This is a genomic window from Actinomycetospora termitidis (assembly GCF_030286555.1).
GTDB lineage: Bacteria > Actinomycetota > Actinomycetes > Mycobacteriales > Pseudonocardiaceae > Actinomycetospora > Actinomycetospora termitidis.
In genome coordinates this window covers 319,643-339,999 of the sequence record NZ_JASVWF010000006.1, presented here as the reverse complement: position 1 = coordinate 339,999, position 20,357 = coordinate 319,643, and the positions used below count along the sequence as shown (strand labels likewise).

Genomic DNA, 20,357 nt, shown 5'->3' with positions numbered 1-20,357 from the left:
TCCGTCGCTCGACCGCCCGGATGCCGCCGGCGGGGGTGATGCTGGGGGCGCGCGGCCGGGCGAGGTCGCGATCGGACGTCGGGGGACGGACGAACCGGGAGCACGGGACGCGATGACGGTGGACGCGGGATCGGCGCGCGCCCACCTGCTGCAGGTCGCCGAGAGCGACCACGCGCAGCGGGTCGGCACGGCCGCCTGGCTCGACCGGGAGCTCGCCTTCGGCGCCAAGGTCTTCTACAAGGGCTGGCTCGGCGACGACGGCCGGCTGGAGAAGCACTGGCTCGCCGGGCCGCAGGCGAGCGTGCGCACCCGACGGGCGCTGGAGACCGGGCAGCTGGAGTTCATGGACTTCCCCCGCCTCGTCGACCTGGTCGGCGGGACCGCGGAGGGCCTGCACCGGATCCAGGCCGCGGAGCTGCACGGCGCGCTCGAGGAGGGCTGGACGTCGGTCGCGATGACCCAGGAGTCGTCCCGTCGGCCGCTCGTGGACGACGACGAGGTGGCGGTCTTCGCCCAGCAGGAGGGCGGCTACGACGAGCTCGCCGCCCGCTTCCCGCTGCACGTCCTGTGCCAGCTGACGGTCCCGGTGGAGAACGCGGTGCACGTGGTCGAGTCGCTCGGCGTGCACCACCGCGGGGTCGTCGACGTCGGGTGGGTCGCCCACGACGAGGGCGACAGCTGGCGGCTCGCGGGCGACCTGGACGCCCACATCGCGCAGCGGTTCGGCGGCGCGCTCACCGGGGCGCTCCGTCGGGCGACCGCGATCGCGGAGGAGGGCACCGGGGCGAGCCCGGACCTGCACGTCGACCTCACCGGGGTCGGGTTCGTCGACGTCGCCGTCGCGCAGGTGATGGTGCTGGCCGCGCGCTCGGTGCCCGGGGGCCAGCACCTGGTGCTGCACGATCCGCCGCGCCTGCTCCGCCGGCTGCTCGACGCGCTCGAACGGCCGGACGCCATCGTCCTCGGCGGCCCGGTCACCGAGCGGGGCTCCGCGTGACGACGGCCGGGGTCGGCCTGGTGCACGCGGCCGTCGTCGGGGAGGACCCCGAGGACGTCGTCCGCCTCTGCCTGCCGACGGTGGAGGCGGCGCTGGAGGCCGGCGGGGAGGTCGAGATCGTGCTCGACCGGCGGGGCACCCGGGCGTTCCGCGAGGTCCTCCCGGACGCGGCGCTGCGCCTGCCCGCGCCGACCGACGTCGTCCCGACGACGCTGGCCCACCGGCTCGGCGCGACGATGCGCGCCACCCGCGGCGTGGTCATCGGGCGCAGCTGCGCCGACGCCCCCGACGACGACCGCGACCTCGCCGAGGCCGCCCTCACCCTCCTGCTCGCGGACCACCCGCTCTCGGTGTTCTGCGTCTACGCGCCGGGCCAGGTCGACCTGGCCCGCCGCTCGCACCCCTGGGTGCTGACCCCCGACGGCCCGGTGCCCTCCCCCGACCACCGGCCGCCGAACGCGTCCAGCCCGGTGCCCGCCGCGGTGCTCGGCGCGTCGGTGGCGACGGTCCCCGTGCCCGACGGGGCGGCGCTCGCCGACCTCCGGGCCCGGTTCGCCGCGATCGTGCACGAGGCGGGGCTCGCCGGGGAGCGCGCCGACGCCGCCGTGCTCGCCGCGCACGAGGCGATGCTGCTCGCGTGCGGCGCCGATCTCTCGCCCGGCCACCCGCCCGGCGACCTCCCGCCCGGCGCGCACCTCCTCGACGTGCGCCGCAGCGCGGGAGCGGTGATCGCCGAGTGCCGGGGGCGGCCCACCGCCCCGCCCCGGGCCTCCGGCCAAGACACCCGCCTGTCCCAGCTCGCCCACCTCTGCGACCACGCGACCGTCCACGACGACGCCGACGGCCGCACCGTCCGGGTGCTCACCGGCACGCGCTGATCTTCCCCCCGCCGCCCGCCGCCTGCCACGATCGGGTGATCACGACGGAGGGGTCCCGGGGTGGGTGTGCTGCGTGGGGCCATCGCGGCCGCGGTGCTCGGGATCGCCGTCGGCGGGGTGGTGCTGCTCGTCGACCCGCCACGGCACGGCGCCGCGCTCGACCGGCCGGTGATGGCGTCGGTCCCGACGACGGCTCCGGCCGCCGGCGACGTCGTGGCCGAGGCGTCCGCCCCTCGGCGGGGTGCCGTCGGCGGCCGAGATCGCGGCGTCGTCGTCGGTGACGCTCACCGGGGGTGTGCTCGCGGTGCGCGCCGAGGCCGCGACCCCCGAGGAGGCGGCGATCGTGGCGCGGGCCCTCGGCACCGCGGCGGCCCGCGGTCTCGTCCCGGCCGGAGCGGCCGGAGCAGCCGGGACGGCCGCGCGCCCCGCCAACCGACCCGCCGTCGTGATCGGGGAGGCGGAGCCGCGGGACACCGGGCCCTCGCCGCATCCCCTCACGGTGCTCGCGCTGGGCGGGGTGCTGCCGGCGGCGGTGGTAGCGGCGGCTCGGCGTCGTCGGCTGCCCGGGCTGGGCCGGTTGCCGCGGTCGTCGCGGGACCCGGTCGTGGTCACCGCGGGCGCGAGCCGGCGGCGGGTCACGGCGGTACGGGCGGTGACCGCGGCGGTGGCGGAGGCGGCCGGCCCGGCGCGGGTGCTCGCCGTGGTGGAGGGGCGGTCGCGGGCGGCTCCGGTGTCCCCGGCGGTGGAGATCGCGGTGACGCTCGCGTGCGACGGCGCACGGGTGCTGCTGGTGGAGTCCGGCACCGGCGCGCGGCGGGTGGCCGACCCGACGCCGGGTGTGCGCGAGGTGCTCGCGGGCGTGGCCGAGACGGACCGGGCGATCCGCCGCTGGACCCGCGGCACCATCGACGTGCTGCCGACCGGACGCAGCGGCCCTCCGCTGGCCGACGCCGACGTCGCCGCGGTGCTCGCCCCGCTGCGGGCGCGCTACGACCGGATCGTCCTGGACGCCCCGGGCCCGGCCGACGCGACGTTCACGGTGACCGGTGGCGTGGTGACACGGGACTGATCAGCACTCCACCACGCTCAGCGCCAGCGCCAACCCGCCACGGGCCGTCTCCTTGTACTCCTCGCGCATGTCCGCACCGGTGGCGCGCATCGTCGCGATCGCGGCGTCCAGGGAGACGTGGTGCTCGCCGTCGCCCCGGACGGCCATGCGGGCGGCGGTGATCGCGGTGATCGCCGCGACGGCGTTCCGCTCGATGCAGGGGATCTGGACCAGCCCGCCGATCGGGTCGCAGGTCAGCCCGAGGTGGTGCTCGATGCCGATCTCGGCCGCGTTCTCCACCTGCTCCGGGGTGCCGCCGAGCACCGCCGCCAGGCCTGCCGCGGCCATCGAGCACGCCGAGCCGACCTCGCCCTGGCACCCGACCTCGGCGCCGGAGATCGACGCGTTCCGCTTCAGCAGCACCCCGATCGCACCCGCCGTGAGCAGGAAGCGGACCACGGCGTCGTCGTCGAACCCGGGCAGGAACCGCGCCGCGTAGTGCAGCACCGCCGGGACGATCCCGGCCGCCCCGTTGGTCGGCGCGGTGACGACGCGGCCGCCGGCGGCGTTCTCCTCGTTGACCGCGAGCGCGCACAGGGTCACCCACTCCATGGCGTGCAGCGGGTCGGTCGGGTCGCCCTCGCTCTCCAGCCGACGGCGCAGGGCCGCGGCCCGCCGTCGGACCCGCAGCCCGCCCGGGAGCACGCCCTCCGCGGAGGTGCCGCGGTCGACGCAGGCCCGCATCACCGACCAGACGTGCAGGAGCCGGGCCCGGACCTCGTGCTCGGGCAGCCGCTCCCCCGCGAGCATCACCTCGGCGATCGACCGGCCACGCGCCACCTCCAGGAGCTCGGCCGCGGTGGTGAACCGGTGGTCCGCCGCGTCGGGAGCGACCGCCTCGTCGTCGTCCAGCACGACCCCGCCGCCCACCGAGAACGACGTGCGTCGCTCCAGCTGCACGCCGTCGTCGTCGAGCGCCGTCAGGACCATCCCGTTGCTGTGCCGCTCGAGGCGTTCGTGCCGGTGGAGCACGACGTCGGCATCCACGTCGAAGGCGATGTCGTGCTTCCCCGCCAGCGCGAGCCGACCCGACGAGCGCACGCCGGCGACCAGCGGCCCGCACAGGTCCGGGTCGACCAGGTGCGGCTGCTCCCCCGCCAGCCCGAGCACGACGGCGGGCACGGTGCCGTGTCCGTGTCCCGTCGCGCCGAGGGAGCCGTAGAGGTCGACGTGGACCGTCGTGACCCGCTCGATCACCCCCTGGTCGACCAGGCGGGAGACGAACCGGAACGCCGCCTTCATCGGCCCGACCGTGTGCGAGCTCGACGGCCCGATCCCCACGGTGAACAGGTCGAACACGCTGCTCATGTGCCCTCCTCGACTGCGGGGCGTTGACCGGTCGCCGTGGGCGACCTACTGTGTGGACGACTGATATATTAGCCGTCGCGAACCAGTACGGGAAGGACCGACGATGACGATGACAGTCGTCGGGCACGAGACCTCGAGGGCCGTGCTCGACCGTCCGCTGGCGCAGACCGATCCCGAGGTCCACGCGGCGATCGCGGCCGAGCTCGGGCGCCAGCACGCGACGCTCGAGATGATCGCGAGCGAGAACTTCGCCCCGGTCTCGGTGATGGCGGCGCAGGGCTCGGTGCTCACGAACAAGTACGCCGAGGGCTACCCCGGCCGGCGCTACTACGGCGGGTGCGAGCACGTCGACGTCGTCGAGCAGCTCGCGATCGACCGGCTCTGCGACCTGTTCGGCGCGCAGTACGCCAACGTGCAGCCGCACTCCGGCGCCCAGGCCAACGCCGCCGTCATGGCCGCCCTGCTCTCCCCCGGCGACACGATCCTCGGACTCGACCTCGCCCACGGCGGCCACCTGACCCACGGCATGCGCCTGAACTTCTCCGGCAAGCTCTACGACGTCGCGGCCTACCACGTGCGCGCCGACGACCACCGGGTCGACATGGACGAGGTCGCCCGCCTCGCGCGGGAGCACCGGCCGCAGCTGATCGTCGCGGGCTGGTCGGCGTACCCGCGCCACCTGGACTTCGCGGCGTTCCGCGCGATCGCGGACGAGGTCGGCGCGTACCTGATGGTCGACATGGCGCACTTCGCCGGCCTGGTCGCCGCCGGCCTGCACCCCTCGCCCGTGCCGCACGCGCACGTCGTCACCTCGACCACGCACAAGACCCTGGGCGGTCCCCGCGGCGGCGTGATCCTGACCGCCGACCGGACGCTGGCCAAGAAGCTGAACTCGTCGGTGTTCCCCGGCCAGCAGGGCGGGCCGCTCGAGCACGTGATCGCCGCGAAGGCGGTGGCCTTCAAGCTCGCGGGCACCCCGGAGTTCCGGGAGCGCTGCGAGCGCACGCTGTCCGGCGCCCGGATCCTGGCCGAGCGCCTGGTGGGCGAGCCCGGGATCGGGGTCGTCTCCGGCGGCACGGACGTACACCTCGTGCTGGTCGACCTGCGCGACTCCGAGCTCGACGGGAAGCAGGCCGAGGACCGGCTGCACCGCGTCGGCATCACCGTCAACCGCAACGCCGTCCCGTTCGACCCGCGGCCGCCGATGGTCAGCTCGGGCGTGCGGATCGGCACCGCCGCCCTGGCCACGCGCGGGTTCGGCGCGGACGGCTTCCGCGAGGTCGCCGACGTCATCGCCCGGGCCCTGCGCCCCGAGATCACCGCGATCGAGCTCGACGCCCTGACCTACCGGGTCGCGGCGCTGGCCGACCGCCACCCGCTCTACACCGAGGTGACGCCGTGAGCACGCCGGAACAGCCGGACGCCCTGTGGCGCAACCCGGAGCCGAAGAAGAGCTACGACGTCGTCATCGTCGGCGGCGGCGGGCACGGCCTGGCCACCGCGCACTACCTCGCGAAGCAGGGCATCACGAACGTCGCGGTGCTGGAGCGGGGCTGGCTCGCGGGCGGCAACATGGCCCGCAACACGACGTTGATCCGGTCCAACTACCTGTGGGACGAGTCCGCCGCGATCTACGAGCACGCGCTGAAGCTGTGGGAGGGGCTCGAGGAGGACCTCGACTACCCGATCCTGTTCAGCCAGCGCGGCGTGCTCAACCTCGCGCACACCGAGCAGGAGGTCCGCGACGCCGTCCGCCGGGTCGAGGCCAACCGGCTCAACGGCATCGACGCGGAGTGGCTGCGCCCCGACGAGGTGGCGAAGGTCTGCCCGATCGTCAACGTCTCCGGCGACATCCGCTACCCCGTCCACGGGGCGACCTACCAGCCCCGGGCGGGCATCGCGAAGCACGACTACGTGGCCTGGGGCTTCGCCCGCCGCGCCGATCAGGCCGGCATCGACCTGATCCAGGACTGCGAGGTCACGGACTTCGTGGTCGACGGCGACCGCGTCACCGGCGTGCGCACCAGCCGCGGCGACATCGGCGCCGGCACCGTCGCGCTGTGCGCCGCCGGGCACACCTCGGTGCTGCTCGACCGGCTGGGCATCCGCACCCCGCTCCAGTCGCACCCGCTGCAGGCGCTGGTCTCCGAGCTCCTCGAGCCGGTGCACCCGACGATCGTCATGTCGAACAAGGTGCACGTGTACGTCTCGCAGGCGCACAAAGGTGAGCTCGTCATGGGCGCCGGTGTCGACTCCTACAACGGCTACGGCCAGCGCGGCGCGTTCCACGTCATCGAGCGCCAGATGGCGGCCGCGGTCGAGCTGTTCCCGGCCTTCGCACGGGCGCACCTGCTGCGCAGCTGGGCCGGCATCGTCGACGTGACGCCGGACGCGAGCCCGATCGTCGGGACCACCCCGTACGAGAACGTCCTGCTCAACTGCGGGTGGGGCACCGGCGGCTTCAAGGTCACGCCGGGACTCGGCCAGGCCTTCGCCGACACCATCGCCCACGGTCGCGTGCACCCGCTGCTCGCGCCGTTCTCCCTCGACCGGTTCGTCACCGGCGCGCTCGTCGACGAGCACGGCGCCGCCGGCGTCGCGCACTAGTCGCCCACCGAGGAGCCCGACCGTGCAACTCATCCCGTGTCCCTGGTGCGGACCACGCGAGCAGACCGAATTCCATTACGGCGGCCAGGCCGACGTCGCCTACCCCGACGACCCGGCCGCGCTGACCGACGAGCAGTGGGCGCACTTCGTGTTCTTCCGCGACAACCCGAAGGGCCCGTTCGCGGAGCGCTGGTTCCACTCCGCCGGCTGCCGCACGTGGTTCCGGGCCGTCCGCGACACCCGCACGTACGCCTTCCTCCCCGGGAGCTCCGCATGACGCGCCTCGACGGTCACGGCCGGATCGACCGGTCCCGCACCCTGCGCTTCGTCGTCGACGACGTCGCCTACACCGGCCACCCCGGGGACACCCTCGCCTCCGCGCTGCTCGCGCACGGCGTCCACCGGCTCGGCACCAGCGTGAAGCTCGGCCGCCCGCGCGGGATCGGCGCGGCGTGGGTCGAGGACCCCACGGGCCTGGTGCAGATCGAGGAGCCGTTCCCCGAGCCGATGCTGCTCGCGGCCACCGTCGAGCTGACCGACGGCCTCGTCGCCCGCGGGGTCGGGGGCCGCGGCCGGCTCGCGCAGGTGCCCGACACCGCGCGCCACGACCGGCAGCACCACCACTGCGACGTGCTGGTCGTCGGGGCCGGCCCCGCCGGGCTCGCCGCGGCCCGGCAGGCGGCCCGGGCGGGCGAGGACGTCGTCCTGGTCGACGACCGCTCGGAGGCCGGCGGCACGCTCACCGGCACCGAGACGATCGACGGCCGTGGCTCGCGGGACTGGGCGGCGGACGTCGTCGCGGAGCTCGCGGCGTCGGGGACCGTGCTCCACCTGCAGCGCACCACCGCCTTCGGTCATCACGACGACGGGTACGTGCTCGCTCTCGAGCGCCGGACCTCCGGGGCCTCCCGTCAGCGCGTCCACCGCATCCGTGCGGCCCGGGTCGTCGTCGCGACCGGCGCCATCGAGCGGCCGATCGTGTTCGAGGACAACGACCGGCCCGGCGTCATGCTCGCCTCCGCCGCGCGCGACCTGCTGCACCGCCAGGGCGTGCGGGCGGGCTCCGAGGTCGTGGTGTTCACCAGCGACGACGCCGCCTACGCGACCGCGGCCGACCTGCACGACGCCGGCGCCCGGGTCACCGTGGTGGACGTGCGGCCGACGCCGCCGGCCGCCGGGCCGTGCCTGGAGCGCGACATCGTCGTGCACGGCAACGCGGTGGTGACGGGGGCCGAGGGCGAGGACCACGTCACCGGCGCCGTCCTGGGCGACGGGCGCACGCTCCCCTGCGACCTTCTGCTGGTCAGCGGCGGCTGGAACCCGACCGCCCACCTGTTCAGCCACGTCCGGGGCGCCCTGCGGTACGACCCGGAGCTCGGCGCGTTCCGGCCCGGCGAGGAGCTCCCGGGCACGCGCGTGGTCGGCGCCGCGAACGGCGTGCTGGACCTCGCGGGTGGCCTGCGCGACGCCGTGGGTGACGCCGCACCAGCCGTCGTCGAGCAGCCCAGGACTCCGACGACGGTCCTCTGGCGCGTGCCCGGCGACCCGGCGCGGCAGTTCGTCGACCTCGCTCGCGATGCCACCGTCCGCGACATCGAGCGGGCGGTCGGGGCGGGCATGACCTCCGTCGAGCACGTGAAGCGCTACACGACGATCGGCACCGCGCACGACCAGGGCCGCACGTCCGGGGTCATCGCCTCCGGGATCACCGCGGAACTGCTCGGGCGCCCGATCGAGGACCTGGGCACGACGACGTTCCGCCCGCCCTACGTCCCGGTCGCCTTCGCCGCGCTGGCCGGGCGCGAGCGCGGCGACCTGTACGACCCCGTCCGCACGACCGTCCTGCACGACCGGCACGTCGCCGCGGGCGCGGTGTTCGAGGACGTGGGTCAGTGGAAGCGGGCGCGGCACTACCCGCGCGCCGGAGAGGACATGGCGGCCGCCGTGCTGCGCGAGTGCGCCGCCGCCCGGACCGGCGTCGCGATCATGGACGGCTCGACCCTGGGCAAGATCGACGTCCAGGGCGCCGACGCCGGCGTGCTGCTCGACCGGCTCTACACGAACCTCATGAGCAGCCTGAAGGTCGGCCGCGTGCGCTACGGCGTGATGTGCGGCAACGACGGGATGATGATCGACGACGGCACCGTGCTGCGGCTCGCGGACGACCGCTTCCTCGTCACGACCACCACCGGCAACGCCGCCGTCGTCCTGGAGTGGATGGAGGAGTGGCTGCAGACCGAGTGGCCCGACCTCGCCGTCCACGTCACGTCGGTGACCGACCAGTGGGCCGTGCTCCCGGTCGTCGGGCCGCGCTCGCGCGACGTGATCGGCGCGGTGTTCGGCGACGTGGACGTCTCGAACGACGCGTTCGGGTTCATGACGTGGCAGGACACCGTGCTCGACGGCGTGCCGGTGCGGCTGGCGCGCATCTCGTTCTCCGGTGAGCTGGCCTACGAGGTGCACGTCGACGCCCGGTACGCGCCCGCGCTGTGGGACCGGCTGCTCGAGGCCGGTCGGCCGTTCGACATCACGCCCTACGGCACCGAGACGATGCACGTGCTGCGGGCCGAGAAGGGCTACCCGATCGTCGGGCAGGACACCGACGGCACCGTCACCCCGCAGGACCTCGGGATGAGCTGGGTGATCTCGAAGAAGAAGACCGACTTCGTCGGGAAGCGGTCGTTCGCCCGGGCGGAGAACCTCAACCCGCAGCGCAAGGAGCTCGTCTCGCTGCTGCCCACGGACGCGGCCACGACGCTGCCCGAGGGCTCGCAGATCGTGGAGTTCCGCGCCGACGGTGCGCTGCCGCCGCCCCCGGTGCCGATGCTCGGCCACGTCACGTCGAGCTACCGCAGCGCCGCGCTCGGCCGGCCGTTCGCGCTGGCCCTGCTGAAGGCCGGGCGATCGCGGGTCGGCGAGGTCGTGCACGTCCCCGTCGGCGACCGCCTCGTGGCCGCCGAGATCGCCCCGACCGTGCTCGTCGACCCCGAGGGAGCCCGCCGTGACGGCTGACCTGCTCGCCCCCGTCCACCTGCTCGACGCCTGGCGCGCGCGGTTCGAGGACCTGACCGTCGAGCTCGCGGGTCGCCACGACCTGGCGATCACCCTGGCGCCCTCGACCGCCGCCCTCGCCGTCCGCGTCGCCCCCGGGGCCGCGGCCGTCGCCGAGGTCGCGCTCGGCGTGCCGTTGCCGACCCGGCCGCTGGCGTGGGAGCCGACGCTGCGCGGGCAGTCGCTGCACCTCGGACCCGACGAGTGGCTGGTCACCGACGTGGCCGCGACCTCGGCCGCGGCGTGGGAGGCGGTGACCCGGCCGGCGCTGGCCGCGGTCGGCGCCGCGGCGTCGGACGTGTCCGCGCAGTACGCCGACCTGCGGCTGCAGGGCCGTGCCGCGCGGGAGCTGCTGTCGTTCGGGTGCGCGCTGGACCTGCGCCCGGCGTCGTTCGGGCCGCGGACCTGCGCCCGCACGCTGCTCGGGCAGTCCGGCGTGCTGCTGGTCGGCCACGACGACGGGGAGTTCCAGCTGCTCGTGCGGACGTCGTTCGCCGGCTACGTCGCGGCCTGGCTGCTGGACGCCGCCGAGGAGTACCGGTGACATATCAACCGGCGACGCGGGGGTGACCACGATATGATCACGGCCGTGACCGTCGTCCAGCAGCCTCCGACGTCACTGTCCGAGCGCGCCTACCACGCGATCCAGGACAAGCTGATCCTGCTCGAGATCCCGCCGATGGCCCCGGTCGACGAGGTCGCGCTGGTCGAGGAGCTCGGCGTCGGGCGCACCCCGGTCCGGGAGGCGCTCAAGCACCTCGCGGTGGACCGCCTGGTCGTCTCCTACCCCCGCCGCGGCACGTTCGCGACGGCGGTGGACATCACCGACCTCGCCTACATCACCGACATCCGGGTCCAGCTCGAGCCGCTGGCCGCGCGCCGGGCGGCCGAGGTGTGCGAGAGCTCGCCGGTGCGCGCCGAGGAGATCGCCGAGCTCGCGGAGGCCACCGCCGCGCTCGACGTGCCCGCGCTGTCCCGCGAGGAGCTGATGCGCTGGGACATGCGGGTGCACCGGTCGATGTACGCCGCCACCGGCAACCCGTACCTCTCCGACACCGCGACGCGGCACCACAACCTCGCCACCCGCATCTTCTGCCTGTTCCTCGACCGGATGACCGACTTCGCCGACCACGTCGAGGAGCACGCCGGCCTGCTGCGCTCCATCGCCGCGGGCGACGCGGACGGTGCGGCCGACGCCTGCCGCCGCCACGTGCTGGGCTTCGAGCAGGCGGTCCGCGCGGTCATCTGAGGTCGGCCGAGCGGGCCCTCAGCGCTGCGTGGAGGCCCTCCGGACAGCTCTCGGTGCGCGGTGATCACCGGTGAGCCTCCGGCCCAGCGATGGATGGCGAACTGCACGCATCCTGTGGGAGCAGCTCGCCATCGTCGACGGGCGCCGGACCTCTCCGGTGCCGAGCGGGCCCTCAGCGCTGCGTCGAAGCCCTCCGGACAGCTCTCAGTGCCCGGTGATCACCGGACCCGCCGGCTCAGCCCGCCCAGGTCTCGGCGAACGTGACCTCGGCGGAGTCGGCGGCGTCCTTGTAGAACTCCCACACCGCGACCACGCCGGAGCCGGAGGCGAAGCGCGGGTCCCGGACGGCGGTCGTGGTCCCGTCGGGCAGGCGCAGGGTCGCGGTGTCCCCCGCGACCACCACCTCCACCGGGCGGGGCGTGCCGTCCTGCGGCAGCGCCAGGCCGTAGTCGGCGCGGGCGACCTCGCGGACCGTCCCGCCCTCGAGCACGCCGGCGATCCAGCGGTCCGGGGTGAACACCATGTGCAGGTGGCCGTCGACCCGGTCCACCGTCGGCGCCCCGTTCCAGGCCACCAGGGCCACCGACCCCGACGCCGCCCCGGGCCCGAACGCGATCCGCGCCCCGAGCCGGCGGACCGGGGCGCCCAGCGGCTGGGTCACGTACACCGCGGACTGCGCCGCGGGCAGGTTCCCGACGAGGGCCCCGCCACGCAGCGTGGGCTGGGCGGTGGTGTTCGAGAGCAGGGTCGTGAACGGCACGCCCTCGTCACCGGTCGCGGGCAGCGGCCCGTCCGGGCGGGCCGTCCAGCGGGTGTGACGCTGCAACGGGACCTCCGGGGGCGGGGGTGCCGTCACCGTGGAGCCGGTCGAGCACCCCGCCACCGCTCCGACGACCGCCGCGCCACCCAGGACCAGGGCGGCGCGGCGGCTCAGGGGTCGGGTCACTGGCCCGGCTGGGCGCGCAGCCCGCCGATCTCCGGGGCCGCCTCGTGGGCACCCCGACGGGCCGGGCCGGTGGCGCCGGTGGTGAACCACGCGTCGAACGGGGCCGCCGCCAGGTCCGCCCGGCTGCCCGCGAGCGCGGGGCTGCCGCGCTCGGCATCGACCCGGTGCACGAGCGTCGTCTCCGCACCGGACCCGCCGTCACCGCTCCCACCGACCGTGGGAGCGGCCGCGGCCCGGACCTCGCCGTCGGAGGTCAGGACGGTGCCGACGATGCGGGCGCCGACCGCCCGCAGGGCCTCGGCCGCGGCGCCGACCGCGTCGGCGGGGGTGCGCCCGGCCCGGCACAGCAGCACCGCGCCGTCCGAGCCGGCGGCGAGGACGGCCGCGTCGGCGACCGGCCCGAGCGGCGGGGCGTCGACGAGGACGACGTCGTGGGTCTCGCGCAGCCGGTCGATCACGGCGCCGAGGGCCCGCGAGGCCAGCAGGCCGGACGGGTCGGTCGGGACCTCGCCGGCGACGAGGACGTCCACCCCGCCGTGGCGCTGCAGCGCGGTGCCGAGCGGGCCGTGGCCCCGCAGCACGTCGGTCAGCCCGAGCGGGCCGTGCAGCCCGAGGCGCTCGGCGAGCACCGGGTGCCGCAGGTCGCCCTCGACGACCGCGACGCGACTCGTCGCGGCGAAGGCGGTGGCGAGGGCCTGCACCAGGCTGGTGCGCCCCTCCCCCTCGAGCGGGCTCGTCACGGTGATCACGCGGACCGGGGAGTCGACGTCGGCGAAGGCGAGGTTCGTGCGCACCCGGCGGACGGCCTCGGCGTGCTCGCCCCCGGCCGCCGGGTCGAACCCGCCGCGCACGGCGGGGAGGCTGCCCAGCGACGGGGCGCCCGCGACCTCGGCGAGCTCGGCGGGACGGCGCAGCGTCCGGTCGGTCGCGGCGGAGATCACCGCGCCCGCGGCACCGAGCAGGAGGCCCACGACGGCGCCGACGACGAGGTTGACCGGCCAGCGCGGGGACACCGGGTCCGGGTCGGCGACGGCCGCGTCGACGGTCGCGACGGTGACCGCGGGCGCCTGCCCGGCACCCGTCGGGCGCTCCAACTGGCCGACGACCTGGGAGAACCGCGACGCGACCGCGTTGGCGAGGTCGGCGGCCTCGGTGCCCGAGCCCTCGGTGACGGTCACCTTCATGACCGTCGAGTCGGTGTCGGTGGTGACCGCGACGTGGTCGGCGAAGTCCGCGGTGGTCCCCGCGATGCCGGCCGCGTCCATGACGGGGCGCAGCACCCGCTCCGAGGTGAGGATCTCGGTGTAGGACTTCACCCGCTGCTGGGAGAGCAGCACGCCCTGGTAGGCGTTCTGGGCCGACGCGTCGTCGACCGCGGAGACGTAGAGGCTCGCGGTCGCCGCGTAGGTCCGCGGCAGGAACGTCGTCACGGCGGCCGCCACGGCCAGGCCGACGGCGAGGCCGGCGACGAGGACCAGCCAGCGGCGACGGATCGCGGTGAGCAGGGCGACGAAGGTCATGACGGTTCTCCCGAGGAGCGGACGAGGGCCGGGGACGAGGGGGTGCCGGCGGCGGGGCGCGCGGTGACCGCGAGCCCGGCCAGCAGGGCCAGCGGGACGTAGAGGTAGAGGTCGGCGATCTGGTTCTCGACGACGCCGACGGCCAGCCAGGCCCCGAACGAGACGACGAGCGCCCGGGCGAGGCCCGCCGTCGCGCCGGTGTTCGTGCGGGCGGCGGCGACACCGTCGGCGAGCGCTCCGACGGCGGTCACCAGGAAGGCGACGAACAACAGGGCCCCGCCTGACGCGCCGAGCTGCAGCCAGATGTTGTGACCTTCGGCCATCACGTGCAGCCCGATGCCCCGCAGCGGGGACTCGGCGATGTCCGCGAGGGCCTGGGAGTGGATGCGGGACCGGATGGCGTCGGACTCCGCGGCACTCTCCGCTCCCGAGAGCCGCAGCTCCGTGCCGACGCGGTCGAGCATCGTCGGGAAGAAGGCCACGAGCAGGGTCCCGGCGCCGATCGCGGCGCCCGCGAGCGGGAGCAGCAGGCGGCGGCCGGTCCGTTCGACGAGGAGGGCGACCAGGGCCGCCCCGAGGCCGATGGCCAGCCCGCCGCGGGACCCGGAGACGAACAGTCCCCCGAAGATCGTCACGGTCGCGGCCGCCCAGAGCAGGCGCTCGCGCGCCCGGGTGGAGAGCAGGAGCCACACCGCGACCGGTGCGGCGAGGCCGGCCGAGAGCGCGAGGTGGTTCGGCTGGGCGGTGAGGCCCGCCTGCCGGCCGCCGACGTCGACCGAGATGAAGTGCGCGCTGATCGCGGTGAGGCCGAGGTCGTCGGTGACCGCGATCCCGGCGCTCACCACCGCGCCCAGCACCCACGCCATCGCGAGGCCGCGGACGAGCCGGGTGCGGCGCACGGCGTCCCGGTCGGCCACGGCCAGGCACACGGCCAGGGGCAGTGCCAGGGCCGGGACGATCCAGCGGACGCCGTTGAGCAGGTTCGCGATGCCCGGGCTGGGGATCGCGGCCGCGGTCGCGGCGTCGACGGGGACCCCGAACCGCGAGGTCAGGTAGCCGCGGTCGATCGGGAACAGGATCGAGCAGGCGATGACGCCGAGCAGCGCGGCCGGCAGCGGCCACACCCAGCGCGGCACCCGGAGGCGCCGTCCACGACCCACCGCGGTCAGCGCGAGCACGACCAGCGCCACGGCGAGGAACAGGTGCCCGAGCGGCAGCCCGAGGGAGATCCCGTTCCAGGTCGCGGTGCCGACGGCGAGGGCCAGCAGCGTGACGCCGAGGTCGCCCGGGCCGCGCAGGACGACGAACAGCACCAGCCCGACGGCCAGGGCCAGCCCGGCGACCGCCAGGTCGAGGGTGACCAGCCGGGCCGCGTCGAGCGCGAGCAGCCCCGCGACCACGAGGGCGGTGACCGCGCCGAGGGACGTCAGGACGGTCCTCATGCGGGCACCTCCTCGCGGGTGGCGACGACGGGTGCGCGGCGCGGCCGGCAGGCCACGACCGCGGCGGCCAGCGCGACCAGCGAGGAGGCCGTGAGCCCCCACGCCAGCCCGGTGACGGCGGAGCCGGCCTCGCCCCCGACGACGAGGCCGGCCCCGGCTCCGACGAGCATCCCGACGGCCGTGACCACCTGGAGCCCGAAGAGTGCGCCCCCGCGGCGTTCACCGCGGACCTGGGCGAGGAAGGGAACGGCGAAGGCGGCCAGCGCGGTCTGGAGCACGATCGGTGCGACCAGCCCGGTGTAGCCGAGGTACTGCGGGAAGAGCAGGCCCATGAGGACGTCCCGCAGCGGGATCGCGGCGAGCAGCACCGCGGACAGCACGGCGGTCGCCGCGAGGGCGGTCCGGCGGGCCCGGCGCAGCCCGGCCCGGTCCCCGGCGACGGCGAGGCGTGCCATCACCGGGGTCGCGAGCACGAGCAGCGCGGCGAGGAAGGTGACCGGCGGCTGGAACACCAGCAGCTGGACCGCCCGCAGGCCGGCGACGTCGTCGGCCACGAGGACCGCCCCGGCCAGAAGGAGCACCAGGTAGACCTGGGCCTGCCCGAGCACCGAGGTGAGCGTGAACCAGCCCGCGAGGTAGCGGGACTCGGCGAACCACGGCCGCGGGTCCACGATCCGTCGGGCCTCGGCGCTCACCGCCAGCAGGACGACGAGGGCCACCAGCGCGCCCACCCCCCAGGCCGCCGCGACCGAGCCGAGGGAGAACCGACCCGTCGTCAGGAAGGCCGCGAGGAGCACGACCCCCTGGGCGACGAGCCAGACGACGTCCACCGCGAGCGCGCGGCCGGTGTCGGAGCGGGCGAGCAGGACGTGCCGGCCGGCGTCGACGACGAGCGCGCCCGGCACCCAGAGGGCGAGTGCCAGCAGCGCGTCGCCAACGGCGCCGTCCCACGCGAGACCGCCGACGACGCACACCGCGAGACCGGCCAGCCCGAGCACCGCGGACCCCGTCAGCGCGGACGACCCCAGCGATGGGCGCCGCGCCGCGCCCACCGTCGGGAGGTGCGCCAGCAGCGGCTCCCCGATCACGGCGCGCCCCGCCGCGCACAGCACCGTCACCACCGCGTACGCGGCGACGAAGGCCCCGAACTCCCCCGGCAGCAGCACCGCCGAGGCGACGAACGCCGTCAGGTAGTTGCTCGCCGAGCTGACGAGCTGGTCGGCGACCCCGACCACCGCCCGACCGCGTGAGATGCCCCCCGACGTCATCACGCGATCTCGGAGTTCGTCCGGTGGAAGAACGGCATGTCCGGGTCCAGCGCCTTCGCCGCGCGGGCGGGCGAGCCGGCGAACACGTGGCTGCCCTCCTTGAGCGGCCGCGCCACGGTGGAGCCGGCGGCGACGATCGAGCGGGCCGGGACCTCGGCGCCGGGCAGCAGCAGGCAGTGGGTCGCGACCATGCCGTACTCGCCGATGCGGATCGGCTTGGAGTCCTGGCGCATGTTCTCCACGTCGACGGCGTGGGTCTGGACGATCGACCCGAATCCGGCGATCGCGGAGAAGTTCCCGAGCTCGACCAGGTCGCAGGCGTCGATGAAGTGCAGCGACGTGATCAGGGTGTGGTCGCCCATGACGAGCTCGGGCCGGCGGGCCTCCAGGCCGGAGAAGTACCCGGTGGAGCGGCGGACCGAGTTGACCCAGACCAGCATGAGGATGTGGGCCCGCTCGCCCATCGTCACCTGCTCGCAGCCGCGGATCAGGATCAGGTGGCCGATGCGCGCGCCCTCGCCCATGACGAGGCGGTCGACGTCGACGAACGAGTGCCCGATGCTCGCGGTGGGCGCGAGCTCGTAGCCGAGCAGCCGGGTGTGGGTGAAGCGGCGCAGCCGGCGGGGCATCCCGACGGCGGCCGCGGCGGCGAGGGTGCGCAGGGTGCGGTTGCGGATCATGCCGCCACCTCGATCCACGGCTGCGCCGTCGCGAGGTCCTTGCGGATCGTGAAGCCGAAGATGTTGCCCTGACGGCGGGCCACGGTGTTCAGCCCGCGGTTGAGCAGGCCGATCACGCGCTCGCGGCCACCGATGGCCGAACGCATCGACGACGTCAGCGCGCGGTCGGTGCCGATCAGCCAGCGGGAGTGGAACTCGACCGGCACGACGTGGCCCGGGTCGAAGCTCGCGAGGGTCTTGCGGACCTCGTGGCGGGTCCAGCGGTAGACGTGGTTCGGGGTGCCGGTGCCGTCGACGCCCCCGGTGGTGCCGCCGCCGTCCGCGACCGCATCGTGCTCGTAGACCCCGGCCAGGCCGAGCGAGCAGGCGACGCGCATCAGCGGCGAGTCCTGGTTCTCGACGGCGACCACGGTGCGCCGGGCGATCCGGTACATCTCGTGCAGCGCCTGGTGCGGGCGGCTGCAGTGGTGCAGGCCCGCGTGCCCGATGACGTGGTCGAAGGACCCGTCGTCGTAGGGCATGGCGTGGGCGTCGCCGGCGTTCGCCTTGGTCAGTCGCGAGGACGGCGAGTCCGGCGCGAGGTTGGAGAAGGTGCAGTTGGTGAGCCCGACCTCGGCGGTCGTCTTCTCGTCGAACTCCCCGGCGAACTGGACGAGGATCGCGTCGTCGGCGGCGATGACGCCGCGGGCGAGCAGGTCGGTGAGGATCGCGGCGTAGGTGCCGCCCCCCGCTTCAGCCATGGATCGTCTCCCGGTAGGTCTCGGTGAGCGCCTGCACCCAGGCGCGGGTGGAGAAGTGCTGGTCGTAGGTCGCGCGGGCCCGGCGCGAGAGCGCGGTGCGGTCGCGCTGCACGTCCTTGAGGGCGACGGCGAGATCGGCCGGGTCGGGCCGGCGGTCGACGACGACCCCGGTGCCGTGCCGGGCCACGTCGTCCGCCGCGCCGTTGCCGGCGAACGCGACGACCGGGACCCGTGAGGCGAGCGCCTCGACGTAGGTCAGCGGCGGGCCGGCCTCGGCCCACTGGCTCGGGACGACGAGCCCGGTGTAGCGGCCGAGGAGGCGCCGGACCTCCTCGTTCCCCATCCCGCCGAGGAAGCGGATCTCGGGGCGGTCGGCGAACCGCGCCTCGAGGTCGGCGGCCAGTTCCCCGGAACCGACCAGGTCGATCGGCAGGTGCGCGGGCCAACGCTCGAGCAGGGCGTCGACGCCCTTCTCGGCCGAGAGCCGCCCGACGAAGAGCCACCGCGGCGCGTGCACGTGGTCGGTGCGCTCGCCGTCGGCGACGACGGGTCCGGCCGGGTCGGCCAGGTCGGTGACGGCGTTCGGGACGACCGTCAGCTTCTCCGCGGAGACCCCGGCGGCGAGGTACTCGTCGGCGGCGCGCTGCGAGATCGTGATCAGCCGGTCGGCCCGCCGGACGACGGGGTGCTGCGTCGCCCCGCCGCGGGTGGCGAGGGCCAGTGGCAGCGTCGCGACCCGCGAGTTCTGGAAGCAGCCGTGGGTCACCGCGGAGCGGGGGGTCACGATGCAGTCGGTGCAGCGCTTCCCGTCGCGCAGCAGCGTCCCGGCCGGGCAGATCGGGCGGAAGTTGTGCAGCGTCGCGACCAGCGGGCCGTCCCACCGGGCGAGCCAGCGGGTGCCGAAGTTCGGGAACAGGTTGTGCACGTGGACGACGTCCGGCGCGATCCGGCGCAGCATCGCCGTCGGGTCGGGGCCGATCCCGGTGGCGACGGTGGCCGCCGCCTCCAGGGGGTAGGTGCGCCGGCGGCGGCGGAGGTCGTTGTGCTGGGCGACGACGACGACCTCGTGCCCCGCGTCCTGCAGGGCCTGCGCCTGGGCGTCGACGACGACGTTCTCGCCGGACGGGACCTCGGTGTGGTGGTAGCTGTGGACGAGCGCGATCCTCAGCCTGCCCCCGTCGCTCCGCTCGCCCCCGGTCACGCCGGCTCCACCCGCGCGTCGCGGACGGGCCAGGACCCGTCGTCGGGAAGGCCGGTGTCGGAGACGATCTCGGGGAGCGGGGCGTGCCCGGGGCGGCGGCGGGCCGCCGCGAGGCCCTCGACCCACGCGACGTACGCCTCGCGGGCGGCGTCGACGTGTAGGACGTCATGGGCGAACAGCTGACCGCGCAGACCCATCGCCTCGGACTCGGGCGGGTCGAGGCGGAGGTCGACGACGGCCTCGAGGAGGCCCCGCGGCGAGCCGGGCGCGACAGTGACGCCGGCGCGGGAGACGGCGATCTCGGCGCTCGCGGCCGAGAGCGGGTTGGTCGCCGCGACGACGGGCCGGCCGGCGGCGAAGTACGAGGTGAGCTTGCTGGGGACGCACATCTCGGCGACGCCGGGCTTCTCGTTGAGCACGAGGACGTCGGCCGCCGCGAGGGCGTCGGTGAAGCGGTCCGTGGGCAGCGGGTCCAGGAACTGGATGCGGCGGATGCCCCGGGAGTAGGCCTGCAGGAAGTCGCGGCGGCCGCCGTGGCCGAGGAGGACGAAGCGGATCGGCACCCCGTCGAGGTCGGCCTGGCGGGCGGCCTCGACGACGTTCTCCAGCCCCTGCTTGGACCCCATGTTGCCCGCGTGCAGCGCGATGATCTCGTCGTCGCGCCAGCCGAGCTCGCGACGCACGGCGGCGATGTCGGCCGACCGGCGGGTGACCGTCGGGACGTGGGTCCAGTTGCGGATCGTCGTGATCCGGGCGTCGTCGACCCCCATCGCGGCGATCGAGGTGCGGAAGCGCTCGTGGATCGCGACGACGCCGTCGGCGCGGGAGAGCAGGCGGCGCTCGAGGTCGGCGGCCGCGGAGGCGACGCGGCCGGAGCCGACGGCGGTCTCGGTCAGCGCGTGGCCGTAGAGGTCCTGGGGGATCACGCCGAGCGCGGTGCGGCCGGGCCGGCGCAGCCGGGCGGCGGCGGCGACGGAGAGCAGGGCCGGGCTGACGGCGACGACGACGTCGGCGCGCTCGCCGCGGTGGGTGGACACGCGGGCCGCACGGGCGGCGAAGGCGGCCTCCATGGCGACGCGGCCGGGGCCGGTGGGGTTGGTCGGGACCGGGTGCGCGACGCGGGTGATGCGGACGTCGCCGTCGCGCTCCTCGATGCGCCGACCGGTGTAGCCCGCGTCGACCTGCCACCGCGGGTAGTGCGGGAGACCGGTGACGACGTGCACGTCGTGTCCGGCCTCGGCCAGGAACCGGGCGAGGCCGGTCGTGTACGGGGCGATCCCCGTGGGTTCCGGGGCGTAGTTCAACCCGAGAACGGTGACCCGGAGCCGCGACTGCGGGGTCATCCCATTCACCTCCGTCGAC

General features: G+C 75.4%; 19 protein-coding genes. 9 read left to right on the top strand and 10 right to left on the bottom strand.

Annotation, left to right across the window (positions count from 1 at the left end; translation table 11 throughout):
* The first annotated feature begins 112 nt into the window (after positions 1–112).
* Positions 113–997, top strand: a complete 885-nt coding sequence (locus QRT03_RS24550) for an STAS domain-containing protein (protein ID WP_286055737.1) — start codon at positions 113–115, stop codon at positions 995–997.
* Entirely contained in the window at positions 994–1,875 is an 882-nt protein-coding gene (locus QRT03_RS24545) for a hypothetical protein (protein ID WP_286055736.1), read from the top strand. Before QRT03_RS24550 ends, QRT03_RS24545 begins: the two co-directional genes overlap by 4 nt.
* Before the next feature lie 39 nt (positions 1,876–1,914).
* On the opposite strand, the gene QRT03_RS24540 is transcribed toward QRT03_RS24545, so the two are convergent.
* Positions 1,915–2,163, bottom strand: a complete 249-nt coding sequence (locus QRT03_RS24540; protein WP_286055735.1) for a hypothetical protein — start codon at positions 2,161–2,163, stop codon at positions 1,915–1,917.
* Here QRT03_RS24540 and QRT03_RS24535 point away from each other — a divergent pair.
* Positions 2,153–2,944, top strand: coding sequence for a P-loop NTPase family protein (locus QRT03_RS24535; RefSeq protein WP_286055734.1), 792 nt, complete (start codon positions 2,153–2,155; stop codon positions 2,942–2,944). The genes QRT03_RS24540 and QRT03_RS24535 overlap by 11 nt on opposite strands.
* On the opposite strand, the gene QRT03_RS24530 is transcribed toward QRT03_RS24535, so the two are convergent.
* On the bottom strand, positions 2,945–4,291 hold the full coding sequence (locus QRT03_RS24530; RefSeq protein WP_286055733.1) for an L-serine ammonia-lyase: 1,347 nt from the start codon (positions 4,289–4,291) through the stop codon (positions 2,945–2,947).
* 103 nt (positions 4,292–4,394) lie between these two features.
* On the opposite strand from QRT03_RS24530, the gene glyA reads away from it, so the two are divergent.
* Genes glyA through QRT03_RS24500 form a run of 6 tightly spaced genes read left to right on the top strand, consistent with a single transcriptional unit; the run spans position 4,395 to position 11,198 of the window.
* Positions 4,395–5,693, top strand: a complete 1,299-nt coding sequence (gene glyA, locus QRT03_RS24525) for a serine hydroxymethyltransferase (RefSeq protein WP_286055732.1) — start codon at positions 4,395–4,397, stop codon at positions 5,691–5,693.
* Positions 5,690–6,898 carry a sarcosine oxidase subunit beta family protein gene (locus tag QRT03_RS24520; protein ID WP_286055731.1) on the top strand — a complete coding sequence of 403 codons (1,209 nt, stop codon included), beginning with the start codon at positions 5,690–5,692 and terminating at the stop codon, positions 6,896–6,898. Before glyA ends, QRT03_RS24520 begins: the two co-directional genes overlap by 4 nt.
* A gap of 22 nt (positions 6,899–6,920) precedes the next feature.
* Positions 6,921–7,175, top strand: coding sequence for a sarcosine oxidase subunit delta (locus QRT03_RS24515; protein ID WP_286055730.1), 255 nt, complete (start codon positions 6,921–6,923; stop codon positions 7,173–7,175).
* Entirely contained in the window at positions 7,172–9,910 is a 2,739-nt protein-coding gene (locus QRT03_RS24510; RefSeq protein ID WP_286055729.1) for an FAD-dependent oxidoreductase, read from the top strand. Before QRT03_RS24515 ends, QRT03_RS24510 begins: the two co-directional genes overlap by 4 nt.
* On the top strand, positions 9,900–10,493 hold the full coding sequence (locus QRT03_RS24505; RefSeq protein WP_286055728.1) for a sarcosine oxidase subunit gamma: 594 nt from the start codon (positions 9,900–9,902) through the stop codon (positions 10,491–10,493). Before QRT03_RS24510 ends, QRT03_RS24505 begins: the two co-directional genes overlap by 11 nt.
* A gap of 36 nt (positions 10,494–10,529) precedes the next feature.
* Complete coding sequence (locus tag QRT03_RS24500) at positions 10,530–11,198, top strand: GntR family transcriptional regulator (RefSeq protein ID WP_286055848.1); 669 nt, start codon at positions 10,530–10,532, stop codon at positions 11,196–11,198.
* A gap of 235 nt (positions 11,199–11,433) precedes the next feature.
* Here the strand turns inward: QRT03_RS24500 and QRT03_RS24495 are convergent, their stop codons facing one another.
* From QRT03_RS24495 to QRT03_RS24460, 8 genes are read right to left on the bottom strand one after another with little or no spacing between them, the layout of a single operon-like run.
* Positions 11,434–12,144, bottom strand: a complete 711-nt coding sequence (locus QRT03_RS24495; RefSeq protein WP_286055727.1) for a hypothetical protein — start codon at positions 12,142–12,144, stop codon at positions 11,434–11,436.
* Positions 12,141–13,664, bottom strand: a complete 1,524-nt coding sequence (locus QRT03_RS24490) for a tyrosine-protein kinase domain-containing protein (RefSeq protein ID WP_286055726.1) — start codon at positions 13,662–13,664, stop codon at positions 12,141–12,143. The genes QRT03_RS24495 and QRT03_RS24490 overlap by 4 nt, the downstream gene beginning before the upstream one ends.
* Positions 13,661–15,106, bottom strand: a complete 1,446-nt coding sequence (locus QRT03_RS24485; RefSeq protein ID WP_286055725.1) for a hypothetical protein — start codon at positions 15,104–15,106, stop codon at positions 13,661–13,663. Before QRT03_RS24485 ends, QRT03_RS24490 begins: the two co-directional genes overlap by 4 nt.
* On the bottom strand, positions 15,103–16,374 hold the full coding sequence (locus QRT03_RS24480; RefSeq protein ID WP_286055724.1) for an MATE family efflux transporter: 1,272 nt from the start codon (positions 16,372–16,374) through the stop codon (positions 15,103–15,105). Before QRT03_RS24480 ends, QRT03_RS24485 begins: the two co-directional genes overlap by 4 nt.
* The gene (locus tag QRT03_RS24475) at positions 16,374–17,054 is read right to left on the bottom strand and encodes an acyltransferase (protein ID WP_286055723.1); all 681 of its coding nucleotides are present in this window, start codon (positions 17,052–17,054) and stop codon (positions 16,374–16,376) included. Before QRT03_RS24475 ends, QRT03_RS24480 begins: the two co-directional genes overlap by 1 nt.
* Positions 17,051–17,794, bottom strand: coding sequence for a class I SAM-dependent methyltransferase (locus QRT03_RS24470; RefSeq protein ID WP_286055722.1), 744 nt, complete (start codon positions 17,792–17,794; stop codon positions 17,051–17,053). Before QRT03_RS24470 ends, QRT03_RS24475 begins: the two co-directional genes overlap by 4 nt.
* Positions 17,787–18,995, bottom strand: a complete 1,209-nt coding sequence (locus QRT03_RS24465; protein ID WP_286055720.1) for a glycosyltransferase family 4 protein — start codon at positions 18,993–18,995, stop codon at positions 17,787–17,789. The genes QRT03_RS24470 and QRT03_RS24465 overlap by 8 nt, the downstream gene beginning before the upstream one ends.
* Entirely contained in the window at positions 18,992–20,338 is a 1,347-nt protein-coding gene (locus QRT03_RS24460) for a glycosyltransferase (RefSeq protein WP_286055719.1), read from the bottom strand. The genes QRT03_RS24465 and QRT03_RS24460 overlap by 4 nt, the downstream gene beginning before the upstream one ends.
* Positions 20,339–20,357: the final 19 nt, after the last annotated feature.

Coding starts and splice junctions, on each gene's coding strand:
- QRT03_RS24550 (WP_286055737.1), top strand. CDS start 113: ATGACGGTGGACGCGGGATCGGCGCGCGCCCACCTGCTGCAGGTCGCC.
- QRT03_RS24530 (WP_286055733.1), bottom strand. CDS start 4,291: ATGAGCAGCGTGTTCGACCTGTTCACCGTGGGGATCGGGCCGTCGAGC.
- glyA (WP_286055732.1), top strand. CDS start 4,395: ATGACGATGACAGTCGTCGGGCACGAGACCTCGAGGGCCGTGCTCGAC.
- QRT03_RS24510 (WP_286055729.1), top strand. CDS start 7,172: ATGACGCGCCTCGACGGTCACGGCCGGATCGACCGGTCCCGCACCCTG.
- QRT03_RS24490 (WP_286055726.1), bottom strand. CDS start 13,664: ATGACCTTCGTCGCCCTGCTCACCGCGATCCGTCGCCGCTGGCTGGTC.
- QRT03_RS24485 (WP_286055725.1), bottom strand. CDS start 15,106: ATGAGGACCGTCCTGACGTCCCTCGGCGCGGTCACCGCCCTCGTGGTC.
- QRT03_RS24480 (WP_286055724.1), bottom strand. CDS start 16,374: ATGACGTCGGGGGGCATCTCACGCGGTCGGGCGGTGGTCGGGGTCGCC.
- QRT03_RS24475 (WP_286055723.1), bottom strand. CDS start 17,054: ATGATCCGCAACCGCACCCTGCGCACCCTCGCCGCCGCGGCCGCCGTC.
- QRT03_RS24470 (WP_286055722.1), bottom strand. CDS start 17,794: ATGGCTGAAGCGGGGGGCGGCACCTACGCCGCGATCCTCACCGACCTG.
- QRT03_RS24460 (WP_286055719.1), bottom strand. CDS start 20,338: ATGACCCCGCAGTCGCGGCTCCGGGTCACCGTTCTCGGGTTGAACTAC.